The organism is Mycolicibacterium chitae, from assembly GCF_900637205.1.
GTDB classification, from domain to species: domain Bacteria; phylum Actinomycetota; class Actinomycetes; order Mycobacteriales; family Mycobacteriaceae; genus Mycobacterium; species Mycobacterium chitae.
The window spans coordinates 2,841,449-2,853,203 of record NZ_LR134355.1; the positions used below are offsets into that span (position 1 = coordinate 2,841,449).

General features: G+C 70.6%; 11 protein-coding genes. 1 reads left to right on the forward strand and 10 read right to left on the reverse strand.

Annotated elements, in window-relative coordinates; all coding sequences use genetic code 11:
* Window positions 1-10 precede the first annotated feature (10 nt).
* The 10 genes from rpoZ to pyrR all read right to left on the reverse strand — a co-directional run bounded on the left by rpoZ (window position 11) and on the right by pyrR (window position 10,367).
* On the reverse strand, window positions 11-325 hold the full coding sequence (rpoZ, locus tag EL338_RS13365; protein ID WP_126334193.1) for a DNA-directed RNA polymerase subunit omega: 315 nt from the start codon (window positions 323-325) through the stop codon (window positions 11-13).
* Window positions 326-390: 65 nt separating this feature from the next.
* Complete coding sequence (gmk, locus tag EL338_RS13370) at window positions 391-969, reverse strand: guanylate kinase (RefSeq protein ID WP_126334194.1); 579 nt, start codon at window positions 967-969, stop codon at window positions 391-393.
* 7 nt (window positions 970-976) lie between these two features.
* Entirely contained in the window at window positions 977-1,294 is a 318-nt protein-coding gene (gene mihF, locus EL338_RS13375) for an integration host factor, actinobacterial type (RefSeq protein ID WP_099022083.1), read from the reverse strand.
* Between the two features lie 362 nt (window positions 1,295-1,656).
* Window positions 1,657-2,469, reverse strand: a complete 813-nt coding sequence (pyrF, locus tag EL338_RS13380; protein WP_126334195.1) for an orotidine-5'-phosphate decarboxylase — start codon at window positions 2,467-2,469, stop codon at window positions 1,657-1,659.
* 2 nt (window positions 2,470-2,471) lie between these two features.
* A complete protein-coding gene (carB, locus tag EL338_RS13385) occupies window positions 2,472-5,813 on the reverse strand; it encodes a carbamoyl-phosphate synthase large subunit (protein WP_126334196.1) in 3,342 nt (1,113 codons plus the stop codon).
* 76 nt (window positions 5,814-5,889) lie between these two features.
* The gene (carA, locus tag EL338_RS13390; RefSeq protein WP_235666138.1) at window positions 5,890-7,035 is read right to left on the reverse strand and encodes a glutamine-hydrolyzing carbamoyl-phosphate synthase small subunit; all 1,146 of its coding nucleotides are present in this window, start codon (window positions 7,033-7,035) and stop codon (window positions 5,890-5,892) included.
* Window positions 7,032-7,562 (reverse strand): PH-like domain-containing protein, encoded by a 531-nt coding sequence (locus EL338_RS13395; protein WP_126334198.1) that lies wholly within the window; start codon window positions 7,560-7,562, stop codon window positions 7,032-7,034. Before EL338_RS13395 ends, carA begins: the two co-directional genes overlap by 4 nt.
* Window positions 7,559-8,854 (reverse strand): dihydroorotase, encoded by a 1,296-nt coding sequence (locus EL338_RS13400; protein ID WP_126334199.1) that lies wholly within the window; start codon window positions 8,852-8,854, stop codon window positions 7,559-7,561. Before EL338_RS13400 ends, EL338_RS13395 begins: the two co-directional genes overlap by 4 nt.
* The gene (locus EL338_RS13405) at window positions 8,851-9,828 is read right to left on the reverse strand and encodes an aspartate carbamoyltransferase catalytic subunit (RefSeq protein ID WP_126334200.1); all 978 of its coding nucleotides are present in this window, start codon (window positions 9,826-9,828) and stop codon (window positions 8,851-8,853) included. The genes EL338_RS13400 and EL338_RS13405 overlap by 4 nt, the downstream gene beginning before the upstream one ends.
* A complete protein-coding gene (pyrR, locus tag EL338_RS13410; RefSeq protein ID WP_235666520.1) occupies window positions 9,813-10,367 on the reverse strand; it encodes a bifunctional pyr operon transcriptional regulator/uracil phosphoribosyltransferase PyrR in 555 nt (184 codons plus the stop codon). Before pyrR ends, EL338_RS13405 begins: the two co-directional genes overlap by 16 nt.
* A gap of 179 nt (window positions 10,368-10,546) precedes the next feature.
* On the opposite strand from pyrR, the gene EL338_RS13415 reads away from it, so the two are divergent.
* Entirely contained in the window at window positions 10,547-11,752 is a 1,206-nt protein-coding gene (locus EL338_RS13415; RefSeq protein ID WP_126334202.1) for a serine hydrolase domain-containing protein, read from the forward strand.
* Window positions 11,753-11,755: the final 3 nt, after the last annotated feature.

Here is an 11,755-nt window from a genome sequence, read left to right on the forward strand (position 1 = left end):
GCGCTGCTCGCTACTCGCCTTCGGTGTGCTCGAGCAGATCGCCGTGGATCTCGCGCATCGCGATCGACAGCGGCTTCTCCTGCAGGCCCGGCTCCACCAGCGGGCCGACGTACTCGAGGATGCCGTCGCCGAGCTGGTTGTAGTAGTCGTTGATCTGCCGGGCGCGCTTGGCGGCGTAGATCACCAGCGCGTACTTGCTCGACACCCGCTCCAGCAACTCATCGATGGGCGGGTTGGTGATGCCCAACGGCGTGTCGTAGGCGCCGAATCCCGCGGTGTCGACCGCGTCGGTGGCGGTCAGGGTGTCGGCGTGCGTGTTAGTCACTGAAAAACTCTCCTGGCGGTTGCTGAAAGCAAATTCTCGAAAGATTTGTTCTCAAAATGTTGATCTCAAGGGCGCGTTACCAGCAAGGATACCAATTCGGCGCAGGCCGTTTCCAATTCGCTGTTGACCACCACCGCATCGAAGTCGCCCTGAGCGGCGATTTCCTCGCGCGCGGTGGCCAGGCGGCGCGCTATGACCTCGGCCGATTCGGTGCCCCGCCCGACCAGTCGGGACTCGAGTACGGCCCAGCTTGGCGGCGCCAAGAACACCGAGGTGGCCGCCGGCAGCGTCTGCTTGACCGCCCGTGCCCCGGCCAGGTCGACCTCGATCAGGACCGGCCGCCCGGCCTGCATGGCCGCGCGGACCGGTTCGGCGGGCGTCCCGGAGCGGTGCAGCCCGCCGTGGATGTCGGCCCATTCGAGAAGTTCACCGCGGTCGATCAGGTCCTGGAACGCCGCGGGCGTGACGAAGTGATAATCGACACCGTCGACCTCGCCCGGGCGCGCCGCCCTGGTGGTGGCGGACACGCTGAAGTACAGCTCCGGGACCCGATCTCGCAAGCAGCGGACAATGGTCGACTTGCCGACCGCGGAGGGGCCGGACAGCACGATCACGCGGCCGTCCGGTCCCCCGCTGGTGCCCACGACCCCCTTAGGAGGGGTCGAACTTTTCCAGCAGCGCCTTGCGCTGCCGGTCGCCGAGGCCGCGCAGGCGGCGGGTCGGCGCGATCTCGAGCTCGGTCATGATCTCCTGGGCCTTGACCTTGCCCACCTTGGGCAGGGCTTCCAGCAGGGCGGAGACCTTCATCTTGCCGAGGACCTCGTCGGTCTCGGCGTCCTTCAGGACTTGCTTGAGGTTGGTGCCGCCGCGCTTGAGCCGATCCTTGAGTTCAGCTCGGGCTCGACGTGCGGCAGCAGCCTTCTCCAACGCTGCCGCGCGCTGTTCGTCGGTCAACTGGGGAAGGGCCACGATTCCTCCTGCTCATTAGCCATCTATCTGGTTTGGCCGGGTACTTCAGGCCAGCGACGACGACCGTACCCAGCCTCCCTGACGAAATCTAACCCCACCCCCCTGTTTTTCCGTCAAAGCCGCAGCGTATTGGGGCGTCCGCGGCGCCCCCGGGGCGCCGGCCGCGGGCCCGGGACCGGCGCCGACGACCCGGCGCACGGCCGCCGACGTCAATTTCATAAGTCCTGTTCAGCGCAATTTCCGGGCAGCTCGCCGGCCCTGGACCGCGACGGCGTCGACACCTGATGCCGCTGTTCGGAGCGGAAATCTGCCCGATTTCGAAGAAACTGAAAGTTAACGCGCGTGTCGCGGGCGTGTCGGCGTCACGCCAGGTAGGCGACGGTGTCGCGAAGCCGTTCTGCGGCCGCGCGGACCTCGGCCACCCCCGGCCCGGCGCGCAGCACCTCGCGGGAGACCGCGGGCAGCAATTGTCCGGGCAGCGCGCCGCCCAGACCGGCCAGCGCGTCGGGCCGCCCGCCCTGGGCGCCGACCCCGGGAACCAGCACCGGCCCGCCGAGCCCGCTGACGTCGGGCACCTCGGCCAGCGTCGCACCCACCACAACACCCACCAGGCCGGCCGCACGCGCGTTGACCTGCGCGGCGGCGTCCACCATGCCCTGGGCCACCGTGCGGCCGTCAGAACGCCGCACAGCCTGCACGCTGGCACCCTCTGGGTTGGACGTGGCCGCCAGTACGAACACCCCGCGGCCGTGGGCCTCGGCGGTGTCCAGCAGCGGCCGCAGCGACCCGAACCCCAGGTACGGCGACGCCGTCACCGCGTCGCTGGCCAGGGGCGAGTCCCCCAGCCACGCCGCGGCGTAGGCGGCCATGGTGGTCCCGATGTCGCCGCGCTTGGCGTCGGCGAGCACCAGTACCCCGGCCGCGCGCAGGTCGGCGATCGTGCGTTCCAGGACCGCGTAGCCCGCCGCGCCGTACGCCTCGAAGAATGCGACCTGCGGCTTGACGACGGCGAAGCCCGCGAACGCCTCCACGCAGACGGCGCTGAAGGCGGCCAGCCCGTCGGCGTCGGCCGGCAGCCCCCAGGCCGCCAGCAGTTCCGGATGCGGATCGATACCCAGGCACAGCGGCCCGCGCGCGGCGATCGCCTCGGCCAGCCGCGTCCCGAAGCCGGCCATGCTCAGTGGCCGTCCAGCGTGGCGTGCAGTTCCTGCAGGGACCGCACCCCGATGTCGCCGCGGATGCCGGCCTCGATGCCCTGCACCGCCGCCGAGGCACCCTGCACCGTCGTCACGCACGGGATGTTCATCTGCACTGCCGCCGAACGGATCTCGTAGCCGTCCACGCGCGGCCCGGAGTTGCCGTACGGCGTGTTGATCACCAGGTCGATCTCGCCGGCGCGGATCGCGTCGACCGCCGTCATGGCCGGGCGGTCCGGGCTGGGCTCCTCGAAGTTCTTCCGCACCACATCGCACGGAATCCCGTTCCGCCGCAGCATCTCCGCGGTGCCCTCGGTGGCCAGCACCCGGAAACCGAGATCCGCCAACCGTTTCACCGGGAACACCAGCGAGCGCTTGTCGCGGTTGGCCACCGACACGAAGATGGTCCCGCGCACCGGCAGCGACCCGTAGGCCGCGGTCTGGCTCTTGGCGAAGGCCTTGCCGAAGTCGGAATCGATGCCCATCACCTCGCCGGTGGACTTCATCTCCGGCCCCAGCAGCGAGTCGACGCCCGACCCGTCGGCCTGACGGAACCGGTTGAACGGCAGCACGGCCTCCTTGACCGCGATCGGCGCGTTGGGGGCCGGGCTGGCCCCGTCGCCCTCGGCGGCGAGCACCCCCTCGGCGCGCAGTTCGGCGATGGTGGCGCCCAGCATCACCCGCGCGCACGCCTTGGCCAGCGGCACGGCGGTGGCCTTGGAGACGAACGGCACGGTGCGGCTGGCCCGCGGATTGGCCTCGAGCACGTACAGCACGTCCTCCTTGAGGGCGTACTGGACGTTGAGCAGGCCGACCACGCCGATGCCCTTGGCGATGGCCTCGGTGGCCTGGCGCACCGCGGCGATATCGGTGCGCCCCAGCGTGACCGGGGGCAGCGCGCACGCCGAGTCGCCGGAGTGGATGCCGGCCTCCTCGATGTGCTCCATCACGCCGCCGATATAGACGTCGGTGCCGTCGCACAGCGCGTCGACGTCGATCTCGATGGCGTCCTCGAGGAACCGGTCGACCAGCACGGGATGCTCGGGCGAGAGTTCGGTGGCCCGCATGATGTAGCCCTGCAGGGTTTCCTCGTCGTAGACGATCTCCATGCCGCGGCCGCCCAGCACGTACGACGGGCGCACCAGCACCGGGTAGCCGATGTCGGCGGCGATGGTGCGGGCCTGCTCGAAGGTGGTGGCGGTGCCGAACCGCGGTGCGGGCAGGCCCGCGGCGGCGAGCACCTCGCCGAACCGGCCGCGGTCCTCGGCCAGGTCGATGGCCTCGGGCCGGGTGCCCACGATGGGGACGCCGGCGCGCTCGAGGGAGTCGGCCAGGCCCAGCGGCGTCTGCCCGCCGAGTTGCACGATCACCCCGACGACACCGGGGCCGCCGGCCCCCGAAACCTGTTCGGCGTGGTAGACCTCCAGCACATCCTCGAAGGTCAGCGGCTCGAAGTAGAGCCGGTCGGCGGTGTCGTAGTCGGTGGACACCGTCTCCGGGTTGCAGTTGACCATGACGGTCTCGAAGCCGGCGGCGCTGAGCGTCTGGGCGGCGTGCACGCAGCTGTAGTCGAACTCGATGCCCTGACCGATGCGGTTGGGACCCGAGCCCAGGATCAGCACCTTGGGCTTGTCGGCCTGCGGGGCCACCTCGCTCTCGGCCGCGGGGTCGAGCTCGTAGCTGCTGTAGTGGTACGGCGTCTTGGCCTCGAATTCCGCGGCGCAGGTGTCCACGGTCTTGAACACCGGGTGCACGCCGAGGCGCTCGCGCAGCACCCGGACGCCGACCTCGCCGGCCAGTTCGGGACGCAGACAGGCGATCTGATGATCGGACAGGCCCTGATTCTTGGCCCGGCGCAGCAGCTGCGCGTCGAGCACCGGTGCGGCCAGCAGCTGCGCCCGCAGCTCGACCAGCCCGGCGATCTGGTCGAGGAACCAGGGGTCCACGCCGGAGGCCTGCGAAACCTGTTCGACCGTCGCGCCTTTGCGCAGCGCGAGTTCGATGTCGTAGAGCCGGCCGTCGGTGGGGACCCGCAACCGCGCCAGCAGCTCCTCGACGCCGACGTCGGGGTCCGCCCCGGTCCAGAAGCCGGCCCGCTTGGTCTCGAGCGAGCGCATCACCTTGCCGAGCGCCTCGATGAAGTTGCGGCCCAACGACATCGCCTCGCCGACCGATTTCATGGTGGTGGTCAGCGTCGCGTCGGCGCCGGGGAACTTCTCGAAGGCGAACCGCGGGGCCTTGACCACCACGTAGTCCAGCGTGGGTTCGAAGCAGGCCGGGGTTTCCTTGGTGATGTCGTTGACGATCTCGTCGAGGGTGTAGCCGATGGCCAGCTTGGCGGCGATCTTGGCGATCGGGAAGCCGGTGGCCTTCGACGCCAGCGCGCTGGACCGCGACACCCGGGGATTCATCTCGATGACGATCAACCGGCCGTCGCGCGGGTCGACCGCGAACTGGATGTTGCAGCCGCCGGTGTCGACGCCGACCTCGCGCAGGATCGCGATGCCCAGGTCGCGCATGACCTGGTACTCGCGATCGGTCAGCGTCATCGCGGGGGCGACGGTGACCGAGTCACCGGTGTGCACGCCCATCGGGTCGACGTTCTCGATCGAGCACACCACCACGACGTTGTCGCGGCCGTCACGCATCAGCTCGAGCTCGTATTCCTTCCAGCCGTAGATCGATTCCTCGATCAGCACGTTGGCCGACGGGGACGCCGCCAGCCCGTCGCCGGCCATCCGCTCGACGTCCTCGAGGCTGGCCGCCATGCCGGAGCCCAGGCCGCCCATGGTGAAGCTGGGCCGGACCACCACGGGCAGGCCCAGGTCACCGACCGCGTCGCGGACCTCGTCCATGGTGAAACACACCCGGCTGCGGGCGGATTCGCCGCCCACCTTGGCCACGATGTCCTTGAATTTCTGCCGGTCCTCGCCGCGCTGGATGGCGTCGAAGTCCGCGCCGATCAGTTCGACGCCGTACTTCTCCAGGACGCCGTTCTCGTAGAGGGCCACCGCGGTGTTCAACGCGGTCTGCCCGCCGAGGGTGGCCAGCAGCGCGTCGATCTTGTTGCCGCGCTCGGCCTGCTGGGCGATGACCTTCTCGACGAACGCCGGGGTGATGGGCTCGACGTAGGTGTGGTCGGCGTACTCCGGGTCGGTCATGATGGTCGCCGGGTTCGAGTTGACCAGGCTGACCTGCAGGCCCTCGCTGCGCAGCACGCGGCAGGCCTGGGTGCCCGAATAGTCGAACTCGCAGGCCTGACCGATGACGATCGGCCCGGAGCCGATCACCAGGACGTGCTCGAGGTCGGTACGACGCGGCATCAGCGCTCTCCCATTCCTGCGCGAAGGTGCGCAAACCCGGTCAGATGGTCGGCGTGTCGGCCGGGGACTCGCCCGCTCACGAGAGGTCCTCTCCGGCCATGACGGCGATGAACTGGTCGAACAGGTTCTCCGCGTCGTGCGGGCCGGCCGCGGCCTCGGGGTGGTACTGCACCGAGAAGGCCCGCCCGCTGAGCAGCCGAATGCCCTCGACCACACCGTCGTTGGCGCAGGTGTGGCTGACCACCGCGGGGCCGAACGGGGTGTCGAACCGCTCGCCGGCCTCCCCCTCGAGGGCGAAGCCGTGGTTCTGCGCGGTGATCGCCACCCGGCCCGTGGTGTGGTCGATCACCGGGACGTTGATCCCGCGGTGCCCGAAGGTCATCTTGTACGTGGAGCGGCCCAGCGCGCGCCCGAGCAGCTGGTTGCCGAAGCAGATGCCGAACACCGGGATGTTGGCCCCGAGGGCCTCGCGGACCACCGCCACCACGTGGTCGGCGGCGGCCGGGTCGCCGGGCCCGTTGGACAGGAACAGCCCGTCCGGTTCGAGGTCGGCGATCTCGGCGAACGTCGTCGACGACGGCACCACCTCGCTGCGCACGCCGCGGCCGGCAAAGATGCGCGGGGTGTTGGTCTTGATGCCGAGGTCGATCGCGGCGACGGTGAACCGATGTGCGCCCGCGGGTTCCACGGCATAGCGCACGTCGGTGCTGACCTCGCCGGCCAGATCGGCGCCGAGCATCGACGGCTGGGCGTTGACCCGCTCGAGCAGTTCGGCGGCCGGGGCGGCGGCCTCGGCGCCGGAGAAGATGCCGGCCTTCATCGATCCGCGGCTACGCAGGTGGCGCACCACGGCCCGGGTGTCGATCCCGGCGATGCCGACCACGCCCTGGCGGATCAGTTCGTCGTCGAGCGAGCCGGTGGCCCGCCAGTTGGACGGGCGCGGCGAGGGGTCGCGCACGGCGTAGCCGGCCACCCAGATCTTGTCGCCGCGGCTCTCGCTGTCCTCGCCGTTCCACCCGGTGTTGCCGATCTGCGGCGCGGTCGCGACCACGATCTGGCGGTGGTAGCTGGGATCGGTCAGCGTCTCCTGGTAGCCGGACATCCCGGTGGAGAACACCGCCTCGCCCAGGGTGTGCCCGACCGCGCCGAAGGACGTGCCGGTGAAGACCCGGCCGTCCTCGAGGACCAGCACGGCCCGGGTATCGCTGCTTGCGTCGTTCACACGACCTCCGCTCCGTTGGATGAATCGTCAGTGCCGTCGGACACCCACTGGCTGTATTGTCGCCGGTCGTCCGCGCGGAAGCCGGTGTCGATCTCGGTCCCCGAGGGCAGCCGCCAGCGGATCGCCAGGATCCCCTCGTGGGTCAGGGCCTTGCCCGCGATCCCCCGCTCGGTCCGGATCGCGGTGATCGCCTCGTCGGGAATCCAGATCGGGGTGGCGCCGCTGCGTTGCAACATCACGCCCTCCGGGTAGCGGGTGATGACGGCCTTGGAGCGATAACCCCAGTCGCCCACGGCGATCCGGTCCTGCCAGCTGGGCGCCAGCGTGCTGCCGACGTAGAGGCCTTTGATGCCGGGGATCAGGGCGGGTCCCACGGTGTCCGGCAGCGCGGGCAGCTGCCCGATCAGCGCCAACTGACGCTCGGCGCGTCGGCGCCAGCCCCGCAGCACCAGGTGGATGAGGAAGGCGATGAGCACCGCGACCACCGCGGCGAAGACCAGGGAACCCATCAGGGTCGGGGTGTTCACGAGCCGGGCGCCCCGTCCCGCGCGGTGACCTTGCCGCGCAGCAGCGTCGCGGTCACCGTGGCCGGCAGCGTCATCGACTCGAACGGCGTATTGGCCGACCGGCTGGCCAGCCCGGGCCCCGACACCGTCCAGCTGGTGTCCGGGTCGATCACCGTCAGGTTGGCCGGCTCCCCCACCTCGAGCGGACGGCCGTGATCCGGCAGCCCGGCGATGCGGGCCGGGTTCTCGCTCATCACCTTCGCCACGCCGCGCCAGTCCAACAGGCCCGGGTTGACCATGGTCTCGACAATCACCGACAGCGCGGTCTGCAGGCCGAGCATGCCGGGGCGGGCCTGGGAGAACTCACAGCACTTCTCGTGTTCGGCGTGCGGCGCATGATCGGTGGCCACGCAGTCGATCACGCCGTCGGCCAGCGCCTGGCGCAGGGCGACGGCGTCGGAGGCCTCGCGCAGCGGCGGGTTCACCCGGTTGACCCCGTCGTAGCCGGTCAGCCGGCTGTCGTCGAGCAGCAGATGGTGCGGGGTGACCTCGGCGGTGATCGAGATACCCTGCGCCTTGGCCCATTTCAGGATTTCCACGGTGCCGGCGGTCGAGGCGTGGCAGATGTGCACGCGGGTGTCGGCGTCACGGGCCAGGATGGCGTCGCGGGCGACGATGGACTCCTCGGCGGCGCGCGGCCAGCCGGTCAGGCCCAGCCGCGCCGCGGTGGGACCCTCGTGGGCGACGGCGCCGACGGTCAGGCGCGGCTCCTCGGCGTGCTGGGCGATCAGCACACCGAGGCCCTTGGCGTATTCCAGCGCGCGGCGCATCACCAGCGGGTCGTGCACGCAGTGGCCGTCGTCGGAGAACATCCGGACCTGCGCGGCGCCGCCCGCCATCATGGCCATCTCGGTCAGCTGGGTGCCTTCGAGGCCCACCGTGACGGCCCCGACCGGGTGCACGTCGACCAGGCCCACCTGCTGGCCGCGGTGCCAGACGTGGTCGGTGACCACCGGCGAATCGGCCACCGGCGTGGTGTTGGCCATCGCGAAGACCGCGGTGTATCCACCGAGAGCGGCTGCGGCCGAACCGGTTTCGATGGTCTCGGTGTCCTCGCGCCCCGGCTCGCGCAGGTGGGTGTGCAGATCGACGAAGCCGGGCAGCAGGATCTGACCGGCCGCCTCGATCACGGTGCGCCCGGTGGTCTCGGCGGTGCCCGCGGCCACGATCTCGGCGATCTGCCCGTCCTCGATGACGACGTCGACCGGATCACCCTGTCCGTAGCGCCGTACCCCGGCGATCAGCACGCTCATTTGACACCTCCCGCGTCCGCGGCCACCTCGTCGGAGCGGTCCGCCCCGACCAGCAGATGGAACAGCACCGCCATCCGCACGTGCACACCATTGGAAACCTGTTGCAGCACCGCCGATTGCGACGAGTCCGCGACCGAGGAGGCGATCTCCATGCCGCGCAGCATCGGGCCCGGATGCAGCACCGCCGCATGCTCGGGCAACAGCGCCTGCCGGCGCTCGGAGAGCCCGTAGAGCACCGAGTACTCCCGCGGCGACGGGAAGAAGCCGCCGTTCATCCGCTCGGCCTGCACCCGCAACATCAACACCGCGTCGGCGGCCGGCAGTTCGGCGTCCAGATCGTGGGAGACCGTGACCGGCCACGCGTCGACCCCGACGGGCAGCAGCGTCGGCGGGGCGACGAGGATCACCTCGGCGCCGAGCGTGGCCAGCAGCGTGACGTTGGAGCGCGCCACCCGGCTGTGCAGAACGTCGCCGACGATCACCACGCGTCGGCCGGCGATCTCGCCGAGCCGCTGGCGCAGCGTCAGCGCGTCGAGCAGCGCCTGGGTCGGGTGTTCGTGGGTGCCGTCGCCGGCGTTGATGACCGCCGGCCCCGACTCGGCCGGGTCGAGCGGCCGGGTCCAGTGCGCGAGCTGCTGGGCGGCCCCGGAGGCGGGGTGCCGGATGATCAGGGCGTCGGCGCCGGCCGCGCGCAGCGTCAGCGCGGTGTCGCGCAGCGATTCCCCCTTGCCCACCGAGGATCCCGAGGAACTGACGTTGATGACGTCGGCGCTCATCCACTTGCCGGCGACCTCGAACGACACCCGGGTGCGGGTGGAGTTCTCGTAGAACATGGTGATCACGGTGCGGCCGCGCAGCGTCGGGAGCTTCTTGACCTCGCGGCCCAGCAGCGCCGCGGCGAACCGGTCGGCGTCGTCGAGAATGGCCGTCGCCTCATCGCGGCTCAGATCGGCCGCGTTCAGCAGGTGTTGCACCGGGCGGGACCTCCATGCGGGGCGATCCGGACGCTGTCGTAGCCGTCCGGTTCGGCGAGCCGGACCTTGACGTTCTCGCTGCGCGAGGTGGGCACGTTCTTGCCGACGTAGTCCGCGCGGATGGGCAACTCGCGGTGGCCGCGGTCGACGAGCACCGCCAGCTGCACGGCGCGGGGGCGGCCGATGTCACGCAGGGCGTCCAGCGCCGAGCGCACCGAGCGGCCGGAGTACAGCACGTCGTCGACCAGGATCACCAGGGCGCCGTCGATGCCGCCGGTCGGGATCGAGGTGTCCTCCAGCGGGCGCGGCGGTTTGGTGTTCAGGTCGTCGCGGTACAGCGTGATGTCCAGGGCGCCGTGCGCCACGTCCACACCGGAGAACTCGCCGATGTTGCGGGCCAGCCGGCGGGCCAGTTCCACGCCGCGGGTGGGGATGCCGAGCAGCACCACGCGGGGCGCATCGGCGCCGTCCAGCGCGGTCTTCTCGATGATCTGATGGGCGATACGGGAAATGGTGCGGCTGACGTCCGCTGCGGACATCAGCTCCCGGTCGGTGTCGTCAGAGCCGCTTTTGGCGCCCACGGAGGAACCTGACCTCCTTCTCCGCCTCTCTGGACGGGTCGTTAAAGGATGTCGAACTGCCGGGCAGCTTAGCAGCCGCGCGCGGCGAACACCCCATCGCCGGTGGTCGCCCGATGGACTGACCTACGCTGACGACGATGAAACTCGACGGGAACGCCGCCTCCATCCGCGAGGCCTGCGACGCCGGCCTGCTGTCCGGCGCGGTGACCATGGTGTGGCAGGGCGGCGCGGTCCGCCAGGTCAACGAGATCGGCTACCGCGACATCGAGGCCGGCCTGCCGATGCAGCGGGACACGGTCTTCCGCATCGCCTCGATGACCAAGCCGGTGACGGTCGCCGCGGCCATGGCGCTGGTCGACGACGGCCGGCTGGCCCTGACCGATCCGGTGACGCGCTGGCTGCCCGAGTTCGCCGAGATGCGGGTGCTGGCCGACCCGCGGGGCGCCCTCGAGCAGACCGTGCCGGCCCAGCGGCCGATCACCGTCGACGATCTGATGACCCACCGCAGCGGGCTGGCCTACCAGTTCTCCATCCCGGGTCCGCTGGCCCGGGCCTACGCGCGGCTGCCGATGCGCCAGGACCAGGACCGCTGGCTCGCGGAGCTGGCGCAGCTGCCGCTGGTGCATCAGCCCGGCGCGCAGCTGACCTACAGCCACGCCACCGACGTGCTGGGCATCGTGGTGTCCCGGATCGAGGGCAAGCCGCTGCACGAGGTGCTGTCCGAGCGCATCTTCGCGCCGCTGCAGATGACCGACACCGGCTTCTTCCTCACCCCGGAATCCCGGCGCCGCGCCGCCACCATGTATCGGCTGGACGCCCAGAACACGTTGCAGCACAACGTCATGGGTCCGGCCCCGATCGCCGCACCGCCGTTCTGCCAGGGCGGCGCCGGACTGTGGTCGACGGTCGACGACTACCTGCGGTTTGCCCGGATGCTGCTGGCCGGCGGGTCGCTCGACGGCACCCGGGTGCTGTCCGAGGAGTCGGCCCGGCTGATGCGCACGGACCGACTGACCGAGGCGCAGAAGCGGATTCCCTTCCTGGGCATGCCGTACTGGGTGGGCCGCGGCTTCGGCCTGAACCTGTCGGTGGTGACCGACGCGGCGAAGTCGGCACCGCTGTTCGGCCCCGGTGGGGTGGGCTCGTTCACCTGGCCCGGCGCCTACGGCACGTGGTGGCAGGCCGACCCGACGGCGGATCTGATCCTGATCTATCTGATCCAGAACGCGCCGGACCTGTCCCCCGACGCGGCCGCAGCGATCGCCGGGAACACCTCGCTGGCCTCGCTGCGCACCGCGCAACCGCGCTTCGTGCGCCGCACCTATGCGGCGCTGGATCTGTAGCCG